This window comes from Acinetobacter sp. WC-141 (genome assembly GCF_000313935.1).
Classification (GTDB): domain Bacteria; phylum Pseudomonadota; class Gammaproteobacteria; order Pseudomonadales; family Moraxellaceae; genus Acinetobacter.
In genome coordinates this window covers 1-22,284 of record NZ_AMSS01000078.1, presented here as the reverse complement: position 1 = coordinate 22,284, position 22,284 = coordinate 1, and the positions used below count along the sequence as shown (strand labels likewise).

Genomic DNA, 22,284 nt, shown 5'->3' with positions numbered 1-22,284 from the left:
ATAAATTTTATTTCTTTCTAATATACATGAAATCTATTTTTTTGCAAAAAACTAAACTACTTCAAATTTGGGAGCTTTCGCCCCCATAACTATCGACTTGCTAACCTTCGCTCAATCCATTGATTCACCTCAAGTGCCGACCAACCAACACAACTCACACTCAACTTAATTGGCTTAGGAAATGTTGCATCGTAGCACTTAGATTGAGGGTTAAGTTTTTCATATATAACTGAACGGCTTACGCCCGTAACTGCAATAACTTCTTTAATCCTAATAATTTGGTTCATGTGAAACATCTGATCATCCGATAAATACATTTAATTTCTCCTACTACTATTAAAAATCGAACCAAGCTTAGAAAATGGGCTAATTCACTGCCCTCACACTTCGTTGTAAACCTTGCTGAATATCCTGTACAAATCCTTCCCCCTGATTCGGTCTAGACTTAGCTCTAGTTTTAGTTTCTGCTTGAGCCTGCTCAGCTTCAGAAGCTTCCTCCATATAAAACTCCTCCACTAAATCTAATCCTTCCTCACTATTCACTTCAAACCTAGCATTGCTATAACCTTGCAGTGCCATCTGATCTAAAGCTATTTGATTAAAGCCGCTCTGCTTACTTTGTTGATCTATATCCTTTGCCGTTTGAATGGCGTGTTGAAGATTGACACCATCACGTAAAGTTAAATCCACGTAATACACAGGGGTTCGATAGCTTTGTGTGGTTGATTTTCCCCTCAATGTCAATTGCAGTGGCAAACACGAAAGCAAGCCATTAGAAGCAGCATGGTAATAACTCAGTCGTGCTGCTAAAGTCCGAATGCTATTAAAACCAGTGGTTCTGAAAATAAATGTTCCAAGTTCATCTGATTCATCTAAATTGACATGTAAACGTCCATAAGGCTTACAGTTGCCACCTTGTGCTAATGAGCATAAATCAGGCGATGGACATGGATGTTGTTCTACACCTTGATTAGTCAAACGTTGACAAGTTTCTCCATTACCTACACAAATGGGACGACCTGTTTGGCGGTCGAATAAATTGTACTCAGCCCGTAAATTGAGTTCAGGATCATTAAAGATCATTCGTACTGGAATGGTTCTGAGTTTTTGGTTTTGTGCTTTGGCTCTAAGCTGTTCATCTAAGGGGTGTTTGATCCATCCCTCCTTACCTTGGATTTGACTGGTAATAGTAAATTGGTCATCTTTTTCAGGCAGGCGTTTACCGTTCTTTTCGACCACTTTACCAATACTGATTCTGCCAAGTATTGGCGGTGTAATTGCTAAACCTTTGATCATGTTGTTTATCCTATAAATAAAATTTTACTGATTACCCCTTGCTATGTAAGTAAACAGAAATATGAAAAGCTACGACTTCGCAAAAACCGCCATTGTTGGTCTACCGCTCCTTCTGGAGTCGGTAGATCGGGGGTGGTTTTTTTGCGCTTTTGGGAAGAATGGATATTTGATGCATATATAATTAGCTATATAGATGCATGGTTTTGATAGGGTCAGTCATCATTGCTATAGATTTGAAAACGTCGTGTCCCCACCTTGTTTTGTGGAAACTCATTGATTAGTTCAGGATGCATTTTCAATACAGCCTTGGTATCTAAAGAAATGGAACCTTTAGATCGCTTCCATGTGACTGAACCGTGGGAAAAAGTGGCTCGTTCTGCATCCTTCATTAGCATCTGAATTTGATGTTTGGTTTCATCAAAATTATTTTGGTGGATTTCCATATGATGCTTTTCTTTCAACAATTGGCTAAACAATCGATTGGCATGCTCATTTTGACTGAGGTCTTCTACGGTTAATGGCACATGTTGTGGATAGAGTTGTTGAATGGCTTTGGCTGCCGATTCACTGGCATCGACATCAGGCGGTGTATCCTTTTCGACACATTCCCAAAAGTAACGTTCTGAATCGATAATGTGTTTGATCACGGTTTCACTGCGTGTGACTTTATAGATACGAGTTTCATGCCCACAGATCAGTACACAAATATGCGCTGCCTGTTTACCTGTCACTGCCAGTTGATGTTGTACCTGACATAGTACGTATAAAGGCACTCCATCTCGCCATAGTTTGGCACCATGCTCACCTGCGGTTTTACATTCTAAAATTTGCACTTCATCACTGCCCACTATGGAGTAATCCAAATTTGCCAGCATAAAATGCTTATCCGCTTCGGGATGTTGGAGTACAGCATTAATACGACGGACTTTATTGTTGGTATGCATGCTGTAGTATTCAGCGACCAAAGGTTCAAGTTGTTTGCCCCAATATAAAGGGGCATGACCTGTGCTTTCATCTTCAATGGATTGTTTAACTCGACCTGTCTTAATCATCCACAGTTCTAGCATCGACATATAGGGATTGAGCCCACAGGCTGCGGCACAATCGCTACTGCCGATGCCTTGGCGACGGACTTCTAACCATTCTGCTTGGGTCATATTTTTGGTATTGACCAAGCGTTTGGCTGTGAATAGTTTTGGGGCAACAAAAGGCATACTTGCCTGTTGCATAGATGGGTTTAATATTGCTGTATTCATGGTGGATTCCTGATTTTTAATAAGGGGATTCGATTCCAATGACAAATTTCGGGCATAAAAAAACCACAGCCGAAGCTATGGTTTTCATAATTTTTAAAATCTAAGATCCCTTTTTTAAATGCATAGTTAGGTCTAACTTTCCATGACTGAAATTTAGTTTTTACACGATCAAATCATGCTTAATGCCTGTTCCAATCCTCGTTGTTTGATCGATGCGCCTGTACCAAACCAAGCTGAATCAAGTCGGTGATCGGTACTCATGGCTCGGCGTCCGTGGTCGATAAATTCCGTGATCGAACAGAGTAATCCATAGGCAGTATCTTTGGCTGAAGAGAGGCTTGCACCTCGTCCCTGACCATTAAACATCTCCATTGCTCGACTCATAGCTTTGCCATTCGGTTCGGATTTTTCCTTGCCATTGGTTTGTGCTTGAGTAGCAACATCACGATAGAACTGAATAATGTTGTCTTCTTGATCTGTGATGCTCATCGTCGTGTTATTAAACACGGCATCGAAATAAGCGGCTGCTTCATACTGGGTGACTTTACGCTGACTGAGTTGTTTCATCTCATACATGTGTTCATCCCATGCACGGACTGAAATGCCCAATTGTTGTTTGACCTTATCTGCATCAAATTTAGTACTATGTGGAACTTTAACCACACCTGCACTGCTGTTCTGACCTTTTAGTGCAATCGCTAAAGTGTTGTTACACACAACACGGATCGAAGTGAACTGTGCCGTGGTTGCCAATGTACCATCACAAGCAGTAGCTAGCAGAATATAGCCATTGCTAACATCTTTACCTTTGAGCGATGAAGTTTGTCCAGTCCGTACCAATGCCCAGAATTTCTTTCCACCTTTGAGTACGCCTGCGGTTTCCAGTTCAAAGCCTGATTGCTCGGTGAGGTCACGATAGAATTCTAAAATTTCTCTCGGTTGGACTTCCTGAAAGCGTTGGCTGACCACAGATAAAGGCGCATGGGTATCAGAGCGATAAAGTACTCGTTGTTCTTCATAAGGCATGATGATGCTTTGCCCTCGTTTATTCTGTGCCATATAACTGACATTAGAAGACTCAATCCGCCAGTCCATTCCTGCTTGCTGTGCCCAGACTTCGATGGGCTGGTTTTGTGTCAGTTGATTCCCTAGTCCATGCCAAGGGGTATCACCAACATAGGCCATTTGTTCAAGTTGATGTGCCATCGTTTTATTCCTTTTAATTTGAAAATGAAATTTAAATCTGTGTGGATATAAATAATCTTTAGTGCAAAAGATGAGTTGGAAATTTTTGATAACAGTTGTGGCAGAAACACAAATTTTGTTGTGGCGGCGTGCTTTGTTGGGTAAATGAATTCAACACACTGCCGAGTACCGTTCCTGCAATTCCACCGACAATCGGCGGTAGATTTAATGACTTTGCTACCGTAGCTCCGAATGCAGCTAATGAGGCTGGTGTCCCAAGACTAGATAAGGCTGTATTGGATTGTTGTGTACTTGCGTCAACCAACATCACATTCGGTGAATGGCAAAATGGACAGCTCAAGCTCATGGCTCGACTCCTAAATTTTGGGCATAAAAAAGCCTGCTCGATGGCAGGCTTTGTTGTCATATTTTCATGTGATCTCAAAAGAGTTTCATGATTCTCATTAGGATGTTATGTATCTGAAATTATTTGGAATCATCCTAAAACTTTTAGGACTATTTCATTATTCAATTAGCAATATTCCTTCATCCAGTTTTCACGTACCAACTATCTTTTATCATCCAATCTAAATTCAATTTCGAAATTGATACCATCCCAAACAGTTAGTTCACCAATCCAATCTTTTTTTGCATTGAATTTTTTAGAATATTTACTACCATCCTTGCCGTCTAAGATATGTTGAAAATCACTTGAATCATTCAGCATTGATATGATCGGTCTTATCTTTATTTTTTCTTTAAAAGCAAGATCAAGGTTTTTTTTAAACTCATTACATCCATTTCCAGACCACCTATCTATTCGATCACGGTATAGTTGCTTTCTTTCAGTTGGATGCTTAAAGAGTAATGGTTTATGCCCCCACAAGCTAACTATGAGTTCGTTATTAGAACTAATGGAAGATGCAGACCAATTAGGATTTTTAAGTTCCGCATTAAATTTCTTGAACTCATCTACAATTCCAATAAGGCAATACTCATTCAAAATAAATTTTATCTAGAAAACGGTTTATAAAACAACGAATCATAATAATTATCAAGAAAATATAAAGTGGAATTTCAATAAATTCCACTTTAAAACAGAAGCCTACGAATTTAAGTATTGCTATCTTTTTTTATTAAGAAACTTAATTCAGATTGCTCAACATCACACTGCTCAAATATTTTTTTAAGAATATTTATTTTGGTTCTCGTTGAACAATTTGTGTATAAGAAAACCGACCTACTGATTTCAGTAAAATTATTTGTCGTTTCAAGCAAGGAAAGATCATAAAACTTTTGATCAGCACATAAACTCATAATTTTCGTTGTGTGTTGTTCTAATAAATATTTTACGACATCTATCTGCATTTCTTTCCATGATTGAACTTTAGATTCAACATCATACAAGGTATAAGATACTAAAGTGTATCCTGTAAAATCAAAGTCATCTTCCAGTAAATATTCATTCGTTTCCTCTACAGGTGGAGCATAACTTGTTGTTGGGTAATACCATAATTTAAGCGATTTCTTTGATAGGCGGCTTTGTCTTTCAACCAGCTCATCTTCCGTCCATTTTAGACATTCTCTTACATAATGATTCAAACGCAAATTACTGTCTTTAAATCCATTTTCAACGTCTAATTTATCTTTAAAAGGCCGATTACTATATTTGCTGTTATAACCAGTTAATGTCAGATTTGGCAGAGTATGCAACCATTGCTCGTGAATCTGTTGTGATTTTTCACCCAATTCTTTTTGCCAAACAGGAGAAAGCGTTTGGGGCATGATATGCTCTATGGTGTATGTTCCATCTTTAATTCTTTCAATTACATTAATTTGTTCTTTGCTTTCCTCATTTTCTAGAAAACTAAATAAATATGCTTTATTTTTCGAACTCATGGCATAAATGTTACGGCTAAAAAGAGCTTGCTCAAATTCCTCATCATTAGGAAAACGACTTGATTCCTCTTTATTTAACAGCACATATTTATAAATTTCAGCATAGGATGCCAATTGGCTAGATTGTGCTTTCTTAGTCACATCTTTATCTAAAGTTGCAAAAATTTTAGACAAAGCATTAGTGGCTAAACCAACAATCAAACGTCTAAATAAAAATATTTCCGTTACTCTTAAAAGTTCAGTGACCTCTTGATCAGTAAGATTTTTTTCATTCCAACGTTTTAGAATTGCCAATACAACTGGAAATATAACGGTAAACTCTAACTGACTCAGCCGTACCAACACAGCGGTAAAACTGTTTTGATATTGCATCGGATTCAAAATGATTGCATAAAGCTTTGAATACTCCAGTAAATCTTTTAATAGTGCCTCAATGTCATCATTATTCTTTTTCACATAATCTTTGAAAGTAAAATAGATATCTTTAATAACGACTGTGCGATTTAGTTTTAAGGTTAAATAATCTTTGAAAAAATCACTAACCTTAAAATTGGTATTTTTCTCAATTTTGTTCCAAAAAGCTTCATAATATTTTTCTTGTAATTCAGAGGAAAGTCCCATCAAAATGAAATTTCGGATTTTATCTCCTTCCTCAAGCTCAAGTCCCGTCGAGTTCAAACTTTCAAAAATAAGCTGAGGGTCATCATCCTTTTCTAGAAAAATATCAATTGTTTGTAGTCGTGAAATGGCATCATACAAATCATCAATGTCGATATTTTCATTCAGTATTCTGTCTCGAAAATATCTAAAATTTGACGTTACATTAGAACCATCAACAAAATCTGATTCATCACCAAACAAGGCATCGAAAGCTTTACAGTCATCTTTGATTGGCTTTAATCTTATTTTCCGCTGATCTTCTTGATACTCATCTACTAAATGTTTTTTGGTGATTTTCTCAATTAAACGATCATCTTTAGGAATAACTTTTTTATGCTTCAATAAATCCACAATAGCAATCAACAAAATTGATATGGTCGTTAACCGTTGTTGTCCATCAATAATTAAGAAGTCTTCTTTTTTGCCACCTTGCATATGGCTTGAAACAATACTACCGAAGAAATGAGGGGCATCAGGCTTTTTAATTAACCCTTTTAAATCATTAAGTAACTGAGCACAATGTTTGTTCTGCCAACTATAGTTACGCTGGTAAACAGGAATGATAAATCTTTTATCTGAACCATCAATAAATTTCAGAAATTGTTTTGCTTCACCCTTCATTTTTTCCCCGTTACGTAAATATATACATTTTAATGATCATAAAGTATGAGGACTAATTCTATAGCAATTAGAATGATTTAATATAGATCCATACCCATCTTAGAATTTTACCAAAAACTTTTTTTCATACGCTTCAATCTTTGATTTTACTTGTTTTTTCAATATCGCTTGATTGACTAAACCCACCCTTAATTTTATCATTCAACTGCTGACCTACATCGTCAGTCGGTTTTGACAGACCGCTTACCCAAAGCACACTAAAAAGTTTATCTTTTTGGTGGGCGACCCTGCGTGCCCCCTCTGCGGCGGAACGGGAGGGGGACACCTTCGGGTGTGCTGATCTTTTTGGGTATCAGTCTGTCAACCCTCTTTCGTTTCGCCACCATTATTTGACAGTAATGCGGTGAAACTTCTTTTATACCCAAAGGAGTCATACCCATGACTAAGTTTTTTCTATCTATATTGTTTTCCCTAAAACGATTTTATATTCCTCTGTTGCATTAGCAGCTTTCATAAATGTTTGCTTATTCGACTGATCTAAACGCTATCTAGCTTTAGAAGGCACTGTCGCATCTACACTTTAGTCGATTCAGCAAAATTTATTACACATCAAATAACACAATAAAAATTAGGGGAAATGATGAAAATTCAAACTTCACTCATTGTTGTCTCAGTTGCACTTCTAGCATCAGGCTGTGCCAGTAAAACCGAACGTCAATTTATCAGTGGATGTAAAACAGGCGGCATTGATGGCAGCACGTGTTCATGTATTTACGACAAACTTGAACATAAATATGGAGAAAATGGACTTAAAGAAAATCTCTATACCTTGCAGCAAACTGAATCCTTCCAAAGAGATATGGTCAATATTTCCTATCAGTGCATGAAGGAGTAGCCATGAGAACACTTGCTGGCATTATCTGCATTATTGCAGTGATTTGCTTTTTAGGCTTGCCATTTATTGGCTTCATGATCGTGATGGCACTATTTATCGCATTGGCAAAATATGCAACTGGGGGAAAGTAAATGAATTCAAATATTAAGACATGGGTGATTAGTAGCTACTTAGTGATTGGTTTTTTCTTTGCCATCTATCAACACTTTTGGGGGCAATATAACTACAAGTCTTTTGCCTACAATATTGGACAGGGCTTTGTTTGGCCTGCCGTAATGTTTCCAGTTGTCGGTAAAATCATTGGTGGAATTTTGATTCTATGTTTGGTCGGTTTTCTGACCATGCGTTCTAAGTGAGTACCAAACTATGAAAAAAATACTTTCTATAGTGATGTTGTCTAGCTTACTGATGGCATGTAATCAGAATAATCAGCCAACTCAGAAAAGTACAACGGATCAAGCATCTAGTTCGTCCAATGCTCCAGCTCAGAATGAACAATCCAAATATGCTCCATATAGCAAGGATGAGGTTGAAGCCAAAGTACAAGCTCTAACTCAGATTGTGGAAAATGATACTGAGTATCTGCCTGCTGCGGTCAAACAAGCTCAGTCATTTCTTGAGAGTTGGGATAAATATCCTGAAGCACTCAAATCTATGATGGAGTCTGACCTCGATCCCAACAACGCTGAATATAGCAATCATATTCCCATGGAAATGGAACAACCTTCATTATCTGTTCGTGCCCAAATTACCAGTCGTGAGTCACAATCTGCTTTTAATGTACAAGGGGCGATTGAATATATTTTAGAAATTCAGTCAACCAACGATCAACCTTTTGTTTTACAAGGCATGAGCATTAATCGTGGTCGTTGTGGTTATTACACCGCTGACTTTCATAGCAAGATGCCTGTACAAATGAGCTACAGTTCAACGGTATCGTACTTGTTGAAATGTCGTGGTGATCAAGTCCTTGAAGCTGAATTGACAACCGATCAAGGCAATGTGAGTTTGTCTTTTTAATGTCAGGCTATAAAATAGAGAGAACACGGTTAATGCTGGTGTTCTCTCTTCTGAATAATATTACTTACGTTCACAAAAATGATAATCACCTAATTTTTCTGAAATTTTAAGAAAATCCACTACATGAGATTTATCTTGAACGGAATTTTCTTGTTTTAATATTTGGGGTAATTGATGTAATTTTTTTCTTCTCTCAAGATTCTTTCTAATTGACTCATGCTTTAGAGATAAACGTATCTCACTGTTGGTTAATTTTATTTCTACACCTTCCAGCCCCTCTTTGTAGGACGGATGCTCAAACTTATAACCACTATCTGCTATTTTATTAAGCTCAGTAGTCAAAGCCGTATATAAAAACTTGTTAAACCCATTTGGTTCAGATAGCCCATTTTTACAATATTCATCTTTTTTAAACATACAAAAATATTCGAGTATTAATGTCTCATATGCAACTAATGTAGACTTTTCTTTCATATGTGCATTTTTTTTAGAAGTTAATTTTTTTGATAAAAATTCAAGAATTTCTTCCAGTTCTTCAATATTTTTCCAAATTTTTGATGTTAGGTTTTTATTCAATAGTAAGTACAGAGCATAATAATTTGAAAAAAATATTTCATGAAATGAAGAGTCCTCACCTATGGGAATTTGAAAATGTAAAATTCCTTCCTGCATTTCCACAATTTTATTTTCACTATCTCGCCCAACCAAGTTACTCCAAGATAGATGGTTTAATGGTTGCAGCAATACTGAACTAGCACCACGTTTCAATGTATCTATTGGAGTAAGAAAATTAACTAAAGCATAGTAACCTTCGAAATTTTCCTTCCTATAAGATAGAGTCTGCAATCCCATAAAAAACTCTAAATACATAGGAATTATATATTTATCTAAATCTAACTGAGTGCGATAGCTCAAAGCAGCTAAATCATAGCAACTAGCTAATTGCTGCACCTTTAAATATATAGCATTAAAATCAGCGTTTTTTCGAATTAAAGATAATACTTCAAAATAAGCTGAATGAAACTCTCTAGTCGAATTGAGATTAAACCAATTATGGATCGGATTCTTAAAATCTTGTCCATATTGAACATTCCCCCAAAAACAGGCTATCACCTCGCAATTAAAATAATCTTGAGAATTCAGATTTAGGATTTGTTCTACTTTGCCCATAGATGGGTGTAATTTTTCCTCAATAGTAGCCCATGATTTTTGTATGAATAAATTCAGAACATATTCATTTAACTCTTTCAATGAGTTTAATAATTCAGGCTGAGATTTAAGTAGAGAAAAATAATCAAATTCTTGTTCAATAAAACTTTGAGTGCGTATTAGACATGCTGTCTTAAGCAGTTCTTTTTGCTTCTGATTCATTTTTCCCCATTCGGAATTAGATCCGCTGTTTTTTGTCCAAAGACTTGCTGTTAATTTTGGCTTATTCAATCACGGAGTTAAACACCATGCAATCAAATATATATCCAAGACCAACCATCCTTCGACTCAAAGAAGTAATTGGGTTTACAGGGGTAAGTCGGTCAGTCATATATGAAAAATTAAATAAGAAATCGAAAAGTTACGATCCATCTTTCCCAAAGCCCATCAAGCTTAGTTCCAATGCAGTTGGGTGGTTTGAGCATGAATTAGTTCATTGGCTTGAGCTTAAAGCTAAGCAACGTACCTGCTAACTTTCCAAACCGACTTTCAACTGGGAAGGTCGATATTTCTGAAGAATAGATGAAATGGATTGTCGGAATTATGGTTCTCATATTTTTCAATAATTTAGGATTTTATATTTAATTAGTAAGTACTAATAATCAATATATTCTATTGATAAATAATAAATTTAATTAGATTTATTATTCATTCAACAACTCGTCTAAAACCTACATCAAACATATCACGACTCATACCAAGGCTAACCATGCCTTGGTAGGGATTCACTTACTTAAAATTTACCTGAAAGGGCATTATATGAACACAGACCTAAATGATTATCCTAATGATAATTATGAAAAATATTCCATACATAAGGTGGATGATAAAAGCATTGTAATAATTGATGATCCAGAAGCATTACAGAAGGATAGAATCATTCAAGTCATAAAAAAAACGCACAAAGATGGAAAGATTTTAATCTACGTTCTTCATCCCGATAAAAAGCAATCTTACAAAATTAATCACAGGCCTTTACATGATGCATTAAAAAACATTGATCCACGATTTATAATTGATTTCAATTACATAAGTGCTGAGACTGACCTATTCCGTAAGATATACGTAGAGTGCTTCCCTGCACATATTGTAAATGATACATCTACAAACTTTTGGCAACTTGCTCACAATGAGCCAATAGCGATCAGCCCAACTCATTACAAGCCCAAAGCTCAAATTTTAAATGAGTTCTACCAACGTCTCTTCAAAGCATTATCTACTGATATAGACTATAAAAAAGCAGTAGAACTACGCAAAGAAAAAAGCTTAAATCAGAACAAGAAGGCTAAAAGGCTAATCCAAAAATTAATTATTAAATTCAGTAAATTACTGGTAATTCGAATTGATTTATCCATCCATCGAAATTTTCAAATCACACTTGAACTACTAAAAACATACATGAGCATTTTCTTAAAAAAGCTCCATTCGCCAAATGACAAAGTACCTTCCATTGTTGGCTATATTTGGAAATTAGAGTATGGCATACAGAAAGGCTATCATTATCATTTTATCTTTTTCATGGATGGCAATATCCATAAACAAGAGACTTTCTTTATAGATCAACTCGCTAAATTATGGAAAGAGATTACCCTAAATAAAGGCATTTATCATAGCTGTAACCATAACAAAGGTTCTTACAGAAGACTCGCAATTGGCACACTTGTTCATGATGACCTAGAAAAAATCAACGCACTGTATATGGTCGTGGATTACATAACCAAAGTTGATCAATTTATCATTGAGAAAACACTTACGAACCATCGTACGTTTGGCTATAGCACTCGTAAGTATGAAAAAAGTAATGCTGGGAGACCTCGTAAGCTCAGTACGGGATCAATATCAGTCTAATTCAAAACATCCCACAGATGCTCTCAATTAGAGAGCAACAATATCCATATTTAAAAAAACGAGACCATAATGAACATGCCAATGCAACCTACCAATACGGCAGAAAGTACCAATCTACCTAATTTTTGTTTGGGTGAGTTGAACCTATCCATCATGCAAACAGTTTCACAAATCGTGACGAATCCCAACTATCACCCTTTCAAGCAAAAAACCAAAAAAAATGGTCAGACATTTACCCAATACTATGTCAGTAATTGCCCACCTACATATCACGTGTTTGAGTATCTACAGAATGTACAACCAATCAATGCTTTGTTATTACAACATTCATTTTACAAAATCAGTGAAAGTGTCAAAGCTTTGCATAAGGCATATGCAAATTTGGGCTACACCTTGAATGGCCCTATTAATCATAATCTTCTACACAACGAACAATATGTTCATAACATACAATTTGCTGTAGAAACATTCGTAGGTGAGTTAAAAAGCCATTCAACCAGTAAAATTGCAATCGCTGATCGGGATAAGCGAATTATGTTAATCAAAGAAATACGCAAAGCAAATGTACCTGTGATGAAAAAGCTATTTAAAATTCATCAACGTTTTAATCTTAATGTTTTCACTTATACATTTCACATGGAAAAATGTGAATTTCGTGATAAAGCATTTATAGAGCAAGGGCTTGCAAAACAAATTTCAGATATGATTGATCAATTTCATGAAAATCATCAATCAGAAATATTAGCTTTATTTTTTTGTGTACAACGTAATTTATCAAATAACTACGTCTTAACTGTATATTGTGCTACAGAACGAGAATATCAATCTCTTTCAATGAAAGATTGTATTCCTTTACGAAATGGCAACTACATGATTGTTGCACCAACTTCCAATATTTCATTAAGCATCTATGAGACCACTTGGTTTATGGATCTGCAAAATATTCACGGTATGAATGAAAAAGTATGGAAAGCGGAATTTGGACAACAAGTTGAAAAATACAAATATGTCTATTATGAATCTGAATTCATATCACCAAAATTCATATACATAGAGTGTGACAGTAAAAATTGATGAAGAAGGGCTTTTGCCCTTCTTTTACTTTCTTAGATTCCTAAAACTGTTTGATATGGCTTGAATCCCTCCAATACAACAGCAGCAACTAAGTTATTAAATGGCTCACTATTGCTATAAGCCATCCATTGATCAAGTGCCTCATAGTAGGCTAAACGATTTTCGACAGTAATCACACTCGGTGGATAACCAGCTTTCATCAATTCAAGATTCATCAACAATCGAGATGTACCTCCACTCCCATCCACAAAAGGATGGATACCCACAAAATCAGAATGAACTTTGGCTGCTCGTTCAACTGGATGTAATTTGTGAGCTTCTTGATTATACCAATCTATAAATTGAGCCATTTTGTCATTGAGCAATGTGTGATCTGGAGGGTTGGTAGTAGTACCTGAGATTAAGACATTTTGCTGACGATATCGACCTGCATTCTCATCATCAATATTTCTTAAAATCAATTGATGAATATTACGAATTTGCCACTCTGAAAACGGTTCTTGTTTTTTAATAATATCTTCAACGTACAAAATTGCATCACGATGGTTAATCGCTTCAAAATGCTCCCTTAATGCCTTCCCACCTACTGTAATCCCCTCTAGAACAACTTTAGTTTCTAATAAGGTTAAGGTATTACCTTCGATCGCATTCGAGTGATAAGTCCAGCGTAGGATCAAATCTTCATGTAGATTTTTAACAATTGCAGACGAAAGAGGTCGATGCTGATCTAATTTAGCTTTTAAATCATCAATGATCTCAAACATGGTTTAAGCAACCTCTATTTAATAAACCTTGTGATGCATTATGAATGCTCAATATAGTGATTTTAGGAGCTATTAAGAGGAATCAACTTAACTTATAGAGCTATGCTTATTAATAACTTCTGAAATCTCATATTGCATGATTCTCTCACAGGTAATATCTTCATCATTAAATAAAACTATATTGTCTCCAAAGCCAAATGAGCTTTTAAATATTACTCCTGCATATCCGCAAACGGCTTTAAAAAACTCGCAAATAAATTGAGTAGGGATATAATCTAGATTAGTTCTTGTAGGTAAGACAGGTAGTGATAGCTCGTAAGAAAACTTTTCTAATAATGCCGTATAATCCAGTGCCTCTTTCAACTCGGTATCATTAAAAAATAGAAAGGTTGCCCTTTCTCTAGGATTCGTTAAATCTAAAAGTTTGATTTGATTATTTAACCTAAAAGTTGCAATGCAAATCTTGGCACCTTTACTTGGTCTAACTTCAGCAATACATGTATCAATATTATTTGACAAATATAAATAAGGTATCCCAACAGGATTAGCTCTCCCTGCAGAAGCTAAGTTGGCTGGTGGCTTCTCCATTTCCGATGCTGTAAGCATGGTCTCAGATAATCTGGCTCTAAAAAGGGCATCCCCTTGGCTATATGTGGAAAGTAGTGTTTCAGTCAACTCAAAGAAAACTCTAGAACCATCACCTTTTGAGAAAATTTCTTTATATATATGTGTTTGCGGAAAGAATCTGTTGAGCTTAACAATTTCATCCTTAAAAGAAGCCCACCCATGTGTACATAAATCAGTATAAGAATATTTATATTGATTACTTAATAATTGCTGATTATCTTTGAATATCTGATTCAACAATGTATTTTTATCACTTATCCTTTCATTAAATATTGAAAAATGCTGCTGTAAAGCATCAACCAAACTTAGCCCATCAGACTCAACCACATCGAAGGCTTTTGTTAATGTTTCAAAGTGCTCAGAAAGAAGCCCTGTATCAATTAACTGCACTCCTTCACTTCGACAAAAAGAACATCGGCTTAAAGCTCCCCCATGACATTCATTTAAAATAAAGTGTTTTAATTGATTATCGTTAAAACAGTTAGCACAACAGACGCTCATTCTACGAACCTTTCTCATTGTTCAAATAATCAATAAGGGTTTCAATATGATGTTTAATACAAATTTTTTTAACTTGCCCTAAACCAGGGAAATGTCGTTTAATATTTAATGTTATAAATTCCGAAAGTGCTGTAGTTTTAACAAAAGGAACTGAGCCAGTTTCTATGTCTTTAATTAAAAGCTGTAAAGCACTTAAAAATTTGGCCCCTGGTTGTGCAGGAGTTCCATCTTCGTAAGATAGGTAATGCCTAATAAACATTTCGTTAAATCGCTTAGGATCAATATAAGAAACGTGTATCGTCACAACATATGCTGGTCCACCAGACTCTGAAAAGTCTTGTCCAGTAATTGTGTAGTCACTAAAGCCTACAACCAAATTTTGATACGGTTTATTATAGTATGTGTGCAATGCTGAAAAAGAAGACTCTTCAGGATAATCAGCGTTCCGTAGTTGACTTCTAAAGAAATCACCGCACAATACCACATTGTTCAATAATATCAATACATTAGGTGAAATATCATGATTAACAAATGTAAGTACAGCTTCTTTTGACTCTTGAATTACCTGCTGATCAATTCCTCTAGTAACAAATAGCGCATATTCTCCCAACGCTTTAACCTCTGAAGGTACTCCATCAATACTATCATGCAAAATAAAACATGGTATGTATTGCAGATCAGAACCATGATTTAAACTATCAGTAATATTTGAAAATTGCCCCTTAAACTCACCAATAACAGGATTAATAATGATAAGTGGTTTAATATTATTGGTATTTAGCTCTAAAACTGCTCGTCTAAGTGCTGATAAATCTTCTCGAACAGGCTCAATAACAGGGCAAAAATGATTTTGCAATGAAAGAGAGGCTAGCTCTCTCAAAGCTAAAAACTCATTGAGTTTCCCTCTCAAGATCGGATAATACATACAACCCCTCATTATTATTAAAGTACTTTATCAATGCATCCATTTCACTTTTTCTGAATCTATAACTAATAGCTGCATTTGCTAAAGAGTTTGGCAAATTATTGATCAGTCTATCATTATTTTTCCTAGATTTTTTTAGAATTTTAATATATTTATTGCTCAATGTTTTATCATCCGCAACACTCTCTATTACTGAGAGGCATCCGTGATACAACAAAGTATTAGGTAAGTTAATTTGCTCACCAGTTAGCAATTCTGCCAACTCTTTATACTCATGTTGCCTCAAAGACTGCATTAATAGCGTTTTGTTTATTGGGTTGGTTCTATTTTGTGCTTTACGTACCATTTTGAGGGTACACCTTTCACTAAGCTCTAAAATACCAACACCAATTGGTGCCAACTCTAATACTGCCTGTTGAAACTTAGAAGAGCAAACGACATACACCTCATCAAAAAGTTGCGTATACGACTCTAATTGATCAGCCAACCTAACTAATGAGTCATAGTCTGTTTTAATCTCATAACAAGTCGACTTACCATTCAGAATGACGCAATCTGCCTTATTTACGCCAACTCTAAATTCCGTTAACATTGTTGCAGTATTTAGCGAGTGCCTACCAAGTAATATTTTTTTTACAATTAAGCTCTTATAGTAATATTCGTTTTGATAATGATTTTGCAAATAGCTAAACGCATGCTGATAAAAATCTCTAAGTGAAATCTGGTCGTCAGAGCAAAAGTATTTGCTGGCAATTTTTTCAACATAGGAAAAATTACCATTAGAAATTTCATTAAGAACACTGCTATTAAACACTTTAGCAATAGCCCTACTATCTAAGCTCATTGATTGCCAACCATTGATAACACCTCGCTAAATATTCTCTTGAAATGATAAACCCTAAACATTTGTAAGTCATCCCGTAACAAAAATTCAAGTCTCAAATAAAGCTCTAACCAGTTGTTAACTTACATTAGGCATAAAACTTGTTAAATAGCCTCAATAGAAGCCCCCTAGGTAGAATGTATTGGATATCACAACTCTTGATGATCAATAGATTCATTACGACACTATGGTGCATGTAGCTTCTTAGAGATACTTTTTTTAAATAGTTATCTTGCCCCGCTCTCGATCATAAATAGAAATCTTACTTTTCCAAACAATAATTTTCCCTACTAAGCCAATAGTTAATTTATATTTTCTATTTTCAAAAACTAATAACTTATGCATTACAACATGAGCTAAATCATTAGTTTACAATCGCTTTAAATGACAGGATATGTGTCGTCTAAATTTAATAATTTTTAAAGACTGGGGGACGATTGGGGGATAAAATAAAATTTATATTTTTTTAATTTAATTTTATCAATAGCTTAACCTTAAAATATGACTCCCTCTCTCGCCAGAATTCAAAAAAAGACCTACATCGTTTTGATTTAGGTCTTTTTTATTTAGAGTCAATAAAATCAATTTAATCAACGATAAGCAACTTCGCACCATTCAAGCTAAAAGACTGATGTGGCTCGGAGTTATCGCCTACTTGATAACTCATGCCTGAAGTTAAAGTAAATGTTCGCCCGTCTTTCAATCTACTTTCTAGCTCACCTTCTAGGCAAAATAATATGTGCCCTTTTTCACACCAATGGTCTGCTAAGTAATTTGCTGAATACTCAACAAGTCTTACCCTAATTTTATTTGTTTCTTCACCAAAAAATTGAGTTTTCCAATAAGCTTTTCCAGTTTCACCGCTATATTCAGTGACTTCAATCTCTTCCCAGTTTGTAATTTGAAATGGAAAAGGCGCGATATTCATAATTTTTCCAAAGACGTATTATTGTATTTTCAACTTATAGACAAATTTAATTTTTGCAAATGATTTATTAATAAATCATAAAGACACCAGCAGGCCCAAACTCACTCATTTAGGCCTTCCTATCTTTAAACCTACTCAGACAACGCTAACAACTTCTGAACATACTCAACCGCATTATTTTCGATGTCTTGCTGAGTCGGAACATCGTCATCTTCTGAAGGGTTTGTGTCTAAACCATAAAATGCATGAAGCGGTTGATAGACTGCTCCGACATAAAGAGCTGTTAATTCAAATGGAATAAAAATCTTCTCTAAAGAAATTTGATATTCGCCACTTTCTGAATAAACCTTTTCTTGAGCACCAGCAGATAGAGCCAACATAAACTTTTTATTTTTAAGCTTGTCGCCTGTTGAACCATAGGCCCAACCATACGTCAAAACCTCATCAAGCCATTGTTTCAAAAGCGGTGGGCAATTAAACCAATACACTGGAAATTGAAACACTAAATTTTCGTGTTCTTCTACAAGCGCTTGCTCTTTAGCAACATCAATTATTCCGTCTGGGTAGGCTTGATAAATTTGATGAACCGTAAATTGGTCTGGGTGTTTTTCTAGTTCCTCTATCCATCTTTTATTTACAACAGACTGGTCTATGTGAGGATGAGTAACGATGACTAATGTCTTTTTCATTATGAAAACACTCTTATCGAAAAGTAGATAAATCGATTATAGAAGTGTGCTTTCCTAAATATAAGTACGGTAATTTATGTTATATACTATACTAAAAGATAGTGTAGGTTTTAAAAATGGATGACTGCATTCCAACTTATACGCCATTAGAAGATACGGGTTTTGGCTACACCCTTTCTTTAATTAATGGTAAATATAAAATGATTATTATGTATTGGCTTTATGGAAAAACAGTCATGCGTTTTAATGAGCTACAACGCTGCATTGGCAATATTTCTTTTAGAACCTTAAGTAATACGCTCAAAGAATTAGAAAGAGATGGACTGATTCATCGTAAGGAATATCCTCAAATTCCGCCGAAAGTCGAATATCGTCTTTCAGAAAGAGGACAATCTTTAATTCCTTTGTTAGATATGATGTGCCAATGGGGCGAGCAAAATAAGCCGTCTTAGTTTTATAGACTTGAAGTGATACTAAATATGAGAAATGAATTAAGAGAAATTTTTATTAAGGGATGCGATGATAAAATTGAGAAGAAAGGAGACAATGTCGGTCTGTCTTTTTATGCTTTTTTTAAAAATAAGAATGATAACCCCGAGTTACTGATGGAAGCAGCACATTGGTGGATTATGGAGCATAAGCTAGATCACTTTGAGAAGGCAGTGAAGATTAAAGAGTTAGTTTTAAGTGAAAGCTAAAAATTAGAGTTATTTGAAAAAGGCTTAAATTTAAAACTTAAGCCTTTTTATTATTTAAAAAACACCTACTTAACATATCGCCAAACATCAGGATCTGTATATTCTTCATCGATATGATAGCCCTCAGCCTTAGCTTTTTTCTCTTCCCTTTCCCGATATTTTTTATTTTCCATTAATCTTTTTTTAAACGCTTGCTCGAATTCGCTAGGCGTCATTTTGTCAGAATCAGGAATTGAATCTCTTTCATTGTAACGAACACTTTGAAAGCTAAATCTAAGCATATATTGCTCTTCATTCCGCTCATTCTTAGCTGTTCTTTTTAAACTGATATCTAAAATAACCCCATTAGCGTACAACCTATAACCCAATGATTTTGTAGGACTATTATTTATTATATTTTTCCACTCCTCAAAACTAAAAATATAACTTGGGTCAATGACATCACGACTTTTCGATAGATGTTTAATATTATCTTCTTTAGCGATACGCGGAGCATCCGTAAAGAAATAGTTTTTCCAACCAGCCTGATTAATACGTTTCATTAAAGCTACATAGCTTTGATAAATCTGCTCTGGAGTAGCAAACTCTTCTTTTGTGAGACCAGCATCAATATCTAAAACTTGGATCCCTTCATTTTTATCATATTGAGTTCCTAATACAGAGAAAACATGCTCAATCGATAAAGTGTTAGAACCATTCTCTATAGTTAGTTTTCCTAAGTTAGGAGAAGAAAATTGAAGTTCTCTAAAGCTAACGCCAGCTGGATGATTATCGACATTGCCATCACTATATTTTGAAAAATCTTGAATACCTTGTTCACCCATATGCAAAGTGTAGGCCTGCTGATGGGAACCTGAACTCTCATTATATTTTGCGGTTGGCTGACAAGCTGATAGTAATAATCCGAAAATAAAAATTAAGAAATATTGTTTAAATTTTACCGTCATTACTATCTTTCCCTACTTTAAACTCTGCTTTGCTATCACCCCATCCTGCAATAACTCCTAATTCTTTTTCTAAAAAATCTCTTCCTTTATCGCTTTGAATTAATAGATGATGAGAATGCTATAAATATAAACCATCATAAGAATCCTTATATTTAAACCAAGTTTATAACCCTATTAACAGTCAATTAAAACTTAATATAAAATAAGCTACTACTGTAGCAATAAAACCAAGCCAAACCACCAAAATTACTGCGCACAAGACAATTCCTTGAAACTCAATCCTTTTATACAGATTCTTAAAGTCTGGCTTTATTATTTCCTCAACAGAAGCATATTTTTTTTCGATCAAATCTTTCTTTCTATCAATTTCAAGCTTTATTATATTTAAAGTATCTTTCTGATTATTCATTACAAATGAAACTAGTAATGTAAAAAATAAAGCACCCAATAATATACAAGTATTAATCACAAGCTGCCCTGTACTATTAGCAACTATTTTCATTTGCGTCCCTACTACTACAGTAGCAATCGGAATACCTAATATATGATTCTGAACATCTGAAATGACTTTATATATTTTAGTCATCTCTTCAATTTTTGCTGATTCAGTTTCGTCTTTAATTTTTTCATAAGAAAAACTTGCAACAAATAGTTTATATCCATTATCAAAGCTTTTTTTCAAATCACTTAGATTTTCCAAAATATGTTTAAATCTAAAATTTTTACTTACTCCAGAACCTATATTCTTAACTGATTCTGAAATAATAGATAATTTTTGCTCTTTATGTGTATCTTCGAAAAAATATTCTCTAATTTTCAAAATTAAATCTATATTTAAAGACATCAAATCTTCAAAATTATATTTTATTGGAATTTCAATCTTCCTATCACTTAAATAGATTAAAGTTTGAAAATCTTTATCAAAATAAACTGCACTAGGTATTAAAACTTCATTTATAAATTCTAATATAGCTTTATATCTTTTAAAGTATTCTATATTTTCTATATCAGGATTAAGGCTAGACAATTTATCTTCTAAAAAATAAAAGTTCTTTTTTGGAAATTTAACTAAATTTATATTAGCTAAAAAATCCTTAAAATTAATATTAAAATGTCCTATACGCGGCAATGGCTCACCGCGATCTAATAGAATTTTATCATTAACCTTCAATTCATCAATATCTATAAGAGTTGATAAACCAAAGGTGTGAACATCAGCCAAACAAATTTTTAGATTTTCTAGGACAGTCTCATTTTTTATAAATAATTCCCCATGACGATAATGGTCTTGAAATACCATTTCATCATAAATTGAACTTAATAGTTCAAAATTTGGGTCATTACTCATCTTCTTCCTCTTCACCAATTACTTCAATTAAATCATTATGTAAACTTTCCGAGACTTCACTTAAAGTAATGATTCGATTTTTCTGATCATACCTTAAGTGATGGCTCCTAACTGCTACTCGATCGAACTTAAGAGTCCAGTGTTTTGACTTACCTTCGTATCTTAGTAATCCATTAATACTACGACCATCAGGAATAAAACCATCGATAATTTTATACTCATCTGAGCCAAGTAAAGCTTTAAGAGTTTCAGGATCATCAGGATATACATGATTTGCTAGAGCATCTAAACTCAAAGCTCTTTTAGAAACACTTAATTCTTTTAAGTAGCTGAATGCATTATCAATAATTGTATCTCTTTCCTGATCAGTTTTACCTTCTAATGAGCTAGCAAATCTTTTAAGTACCTCAACAACTTTTTTTGATTCAGCAGATACTGCATGAACATCATTACAACCTATAAATTCTTTAAAGTATTTAGATACATCTGAATTACCTTTTAAAAAACTAATATACTTTGCATTTCCACTAAGCCATTCTGTTAAATTAATTCGTCCAACCACACGTAGTTGGGTCAAATCAATATGCATACTATCAACCACTTCATATGTTTCAGTAATAGCTGTACCTAACACATCAGTTACAACGGCTACAAGAAAATAGTCTTCTGCTCCAATAGACATTTTCGATATTAAAACATACCCACCCTTAGCTAAAGATTGATTTTTAGCACAGAACTCAAGACGTTCCATTAATTTAACTGATAACTCATGAAAAGAATTTTCTCCATCCAAATACTCTTTAAGGTATTTCTGAGTTGGGTAATTATCTAAATTAGCTTCAAAAGTTCCAAAAGATTTCCCCGTAAGTTTTGAATATTGATATACGCTGAATTATCAGGAGACTTTCCCTTGGGAGATTCTAGGCAGCCAACTTATAAAAGTCTTCGGCCATTTGATTTGGTGTCTTAAAACCCAAACCCTTTTGAATTCTTCGATGATTATAAAATAAC

At 34.6% G+C, this 22,284-nt stretch carries 25 protein-coding genes and 2 pseudogenes; 9 read left to right on the top strand and 18 right to left on the bottom strand.

All coding sequences use genetic code 11. The annotated features are described in order from the left end of the window. Positions 1-89: 89 nt before the first annotated feature. The 7 genes from ACINWC141_RS15165 to ACINWC141_RS15135 all read right to left on the bottom strand — a co-directional run bounded on the left by ACINWC141_RS15165 (position 90) and on the right by ACINWC141_RS15135 (position 6,917). The gene (locus ACINWC141_RS15165; protein ID WP_005317501.1) at positions 90-317 is read right to left on the bottom strand and encodes a helix-turn-helix transcriptional regulator; all 228 of its coding nucleotides are present in this window, start codon (positions 315-317) and stop codon (positions 90-92) included. A 49-nt stretch (positions 318-366) separates the two neighbouring features. Next, entirely contained in the window at positions 367-1,296 is a 930-nt protein-coding gene (locus ACINWC141_RS15160) for a recombination directionality factor (RefSeq protein WP_009392571.1), read from the bottom strand. 212 nt (positions 1,297-1,508) lie between these two features. Further along, entirely contained in the window at positions 1,509-2,552 is a 1,044-nt protein-coding gene (locus ACINWC141_RS15155; protein WP_009392549.1) for a YqaJ viral recombinase family nuclease, read from the bottom strand. Positions 2,553-2,720: 168 nt separating this feature from the next. Continuing rightward, positions 2,721-3,758 carry a DUF932 domain-containing protein gene (locus ACINWC141_RS15150; protein ID WP_009392557.1) on the bottom strand — a complete coding sequence of 346 codons (1,038 nt, stop codon included), beginning with the start codon at positions 3,756-3,758 and terminating at the stop codon, positions 2,721-2,723. Between the two features lie 58 nt (positions 3,759-3,816). Next, positions 3,817-4,104 carry a hypothetical protein gene (locus ACINWC141_RS19825; RefSeq protein WP_009392520.1) on the bottom strand — a complete coding sequence of 96 codons (288 nt, stop codon included), beginning with the start codon at positions 4,102-4,104 and terminating at the stop codon, positions 3,817-3,819. 201 nt (positions 4,105-4,305) lie between these two features. Then, on the bottom strand, positions 4,306-4,722 hold the full coding sequence (locus tag ACINWC141_RS15140) for a hypothetical protein (RefSeq protein ID WP_034678861.1): 417 nt from the start codon (positions 4,720-4,722) through the stop codon (positions 4,306-4,308). A gap of 128 nt (positions 4,723-4,850) precedes the next feature. After that, positions 4,851-6,917: a DUF262 domain-containing protein gene (locus ACINWC141_RS15135; protein ID WP_009392544.1), complete on the bottom strand. Its 2,067-nt coding sequence runs from the start codon at positions 6,915-6,917 to the stop codon at positions 4,851-4,853. Positions 6,918-7,557: 640 nt separating this feature from the next. Here ACINWC141_RS15135 and ACINWC141_RS15125 point away from each other — a divergent pair. Genes ACINWC141_RS15125 through ACINWC141_RS15115 form a run of 4 tightly spaced genes read left to right on the top strand, consistent with a single transcriptional unit; the run spans position 7,558 to position 8,832 of the window. Further along, a complete protein-coding gene (locus ACINWC141_RS15125; protein WP_005002351.1) occupies positions 7,558-7,812 on the top strand; it encodes a hypothetical protein in 255 nt (84 codons plus the stop codon). Between the two features lie 2 nt (positions 7,813-7,814). Next, complete coding sequence (locus ACINWC141_RS20625; RefSeq protein WP_005002349.1) at positions 7,815-7,943, top strand: hypothetical protein; 129 nt, start codon at positions 7,815-7,817, stop codon at positions 7,941-7,943. Continuing rightward, positions 7,944-8,168 carry a hypothetical protein gene (locus tag ACINWC141_RS15120; RefSeq protein ID WP_005002348.1) on the top strand — a complete coding sequence of 75 codons (225 nt, stop codon included), beginning with the start codon at positions 7,944-7,946 and terminating at the stop codon, positions 8,166-8,168. Positions 8,169-8,178: 10 nt separating this feature from the next. Beyond that, positions 8,179-8,832 (top strand): hypothetical protein, encoded by a 654-nt coding sequence (locus ACINWC141_RS15115; protein ID WP_009392522.1) that lies wholly within the window; start codon positions 8,179-8,181, stop codon positions 8,830-8,832. Positions 8,833-8,892: 60 nt separating this feature from the next. Here the strand turns inward: ACINWC141_RS15115 and ACINWC141_RS15110 are convergent, their stop codons facing one another. After that, positions 8,893-10,203 carry a hypothetical protein gene (locus ACINWC141_RS15110; RefSeq protein WP_009392534.1) on the bottom strand — a complete coding sequence of 437 codons (1,311 nt, stop codon included), beginning with the start codon at positions 10,201-10,203 and terminating at the stop codon, positions 8,893-8,895. 86 nt (positions 10,204-10,289) lie between these two features. Between ACINWC141_RS15110 and ACINWC141_RS15105 the strand changes: the two genes are divergently transcribed. From ACINWC141_RS15105 to ACINWC141_RS15095, 3 genes are all read left to right on the top strand, one after another. Further along, a complete protein-coding gene (locus ACINWC141_RS15105; protein WP_034678854.1) occupies positions 10,290-10,514 on the top strand; it encodes a helix-turn-helix transcriptional regulator in 225 nt (74 codons plus the stop codon). A gap of 286 nt (positions 10,515-10,800) precedes the next feature. Beyond that, complete coding sequence (locus tag ACINWC141_RS15100) at positions 10,801-11,889, top strand: YagK/YfjJ domain-containing protein (protein WP_009392542.1); 1,089 nt, start codon at positions 10,801-10,803, stop codon at positions 11,887-11,889. Positions 11,890-11,958: 69 nt separating this feature from the next. Continuing rightward, positions 11,959-12,963, top strand: coding sequence for a hypothetical protein (locus ACINWC141_RS15095; RefSeq protein ID WP_009392562.1), 1,005 nt, complete (start codon positions 11,959-11,961; stop codon positions 12,961-12,963). Positions 12,964-12,995: 32 nt separating this feature from the next. Here ACINWC141_RS15095 and ACINWC141_RS15090 read toward each other — a convergent pair whose 3' ends face one another. The 6 genes from ACINWC141_RS15090 to ACINWC141_RS15065 all read right to left on the bottom strand — a co-directional run bounded on the left by ACINWC141_RS15090 (position 12,996) and on the right by ACINWC141_RS15065 (position 18,280). After that, the gene (locus ACINWC141_RS15090; RefSeq protein ID WP_009392521.1) at positions 12,996-13,727 is read right to left on the bottom strand and encodes a Fic family protein; all 732 of its coding nucleotides are present in this window, start codon (positions 13,725-13,727) and stop codon (positions 12,996-12,998) included. Between the two features lie 87 nt (positions 13,728-13,814). After that, positions 13,815-14,855 (bottom strand): RES family NAD+ phosphorylase, encoded by a 1,041-nt coding sequence (locus tag ACINWC141_RS15085; protein ID WP_009392555.1) that lies wholly within the window; start codon positions 14,853-14,855, stop codon positions 13,815-13,817. A 1-nt stretch (position 14,856) separates the two neighbouring features. Continuing rightward, a complete protein-coding gene (locus tag ACINWC141_RS15080; protein WP_009392533.1) occupies positions 14,857-15,780 on the bottom strand; it encodes a sce7725 family protein in 924 nt (307 codons plus the stop codon). Next, positions 15,746-16,624 carry a sce7726 family protein gene (locus ACINWC141_RS15075; RefSeq protein WP_002062281.1) on the bottom strand — a complete coding sequence of 293 codons (879 nt, stop codon included), beginning with the start codon at positions 16,622-16,624 and terminating at the stop codon, positions 15,746-15,748. Before ACINWC141_RS15075 ends, ACINWC141_RS15080 begins: the two co-directional genes overlap by 35 nt. Positions 16,625-17,249: 625 nt before the next feature. After that, complete coding sequence (locus ACINWC141_RS15070) at positions 17,250-17,591, bottom strand: DHCW motif cupin fold protein (protein ID WP_001017481.1); 342 nt, start codon at positions 17,589-17,591, stop codon at positions 17,250-17,252. 131 nt (positions 17,592-17,722) lie between these two features. Then, positions 17,723-18,280: an NAD(P)H-dependent oxidoreductase gene (locus ACINWC141_RS15065; protein WP_009392566.1), complete on the bottom strand. Its 558-nt coding sequence runs from the start codon at positions 18,278-18,280 to the stop codon at positions 17,723-17,725. A gap of 116 nt (positions 18,281-18,396) precedes the next feature. Here ACINWC141_RS15065 and ACINWC141_RS15060 point away from each other — a divergent pair, with 116 nt between their 5' ends. Further along, positions 18,397-18,732 carry a winged helix-turn-helix transcriptional regulator gene (locus tag ACINWC141_RS15060; RefSeq protein WP_009392553.1) on the top strand — a complete coding sequence of 112 codons (336 nt, stop codon included), beginning with the start codon at positions 18,397-18,399 and terminating at the stop codon, positions 18,730-18,732. Positions 18,733-18,759: 27 nt separating this feature from the next. Next, positions 18,760-18,978, top strand: a complete 219-nt coding sequence (locus ACINWC141_RS15055) for a DUF6500 family protein (RefSeq protein WP_005078562.1) — start codon at positions 18,760-18,762, stop codon at positions 18,976-18,978. Between the two features lie 65 nt (positions 18,979-19,043). Here ACINWC141_RS15055 and ACINWC141_RS15050 read toward each other — a convergent pair whose 3' ends face one another. From ACINWC141_RS15050 to ACINWC141_RS15040, 4 genes and pseudogenes are all read right to left on the bottom strand, one after another. After that, on the bottom strand, positions 19,044-19,925 hold the full coding sequence (locus ACINWC141_RS15050) for a hypothetical protein (protein WP_009392550.1): 882 nt from the start codon (positions 19,923-19,925) through the stop codon (positions 19,044-19,046). Then, a pseudogene (locus ACINWC141_RS20720) lies at positions 19,909-20,037 on the bottom strand (DUF2515 family protein); the annotation flags it as partial. The pseudogene ACINWC141_RS20720 and the gene ACINWC141_RS15050, both read right to left, overlap by 17 nt. 69 nt (positions 20,038-20,106) lie before the next feature. Then, the gene (locus ACINWC141_RS15045; protein ID WP_009392551.1) at positions 20,107-21,273 is read right to left on the bottom strand and encodes a hypothetical protein; all 1,167 of its coding nucleotides are present in this window, start codon (positions 21,271-21,273) and stop codon (positions 20,107-20,109) included. Beyond that, positions 21,266-22,090 (bottom strand): annotated as a pseudogene (locus ACINWC141_RS15040) (nucleoid-associated protein); the annotation flags it as partial. The gene ACINWC141_RS15045 and the pseudogene ACINWC141_RS15040, both read right to left, overlap by 8 nt. Between the last annotated feature and the right edge of the window lie 194 nt (positions 22,091-22,284).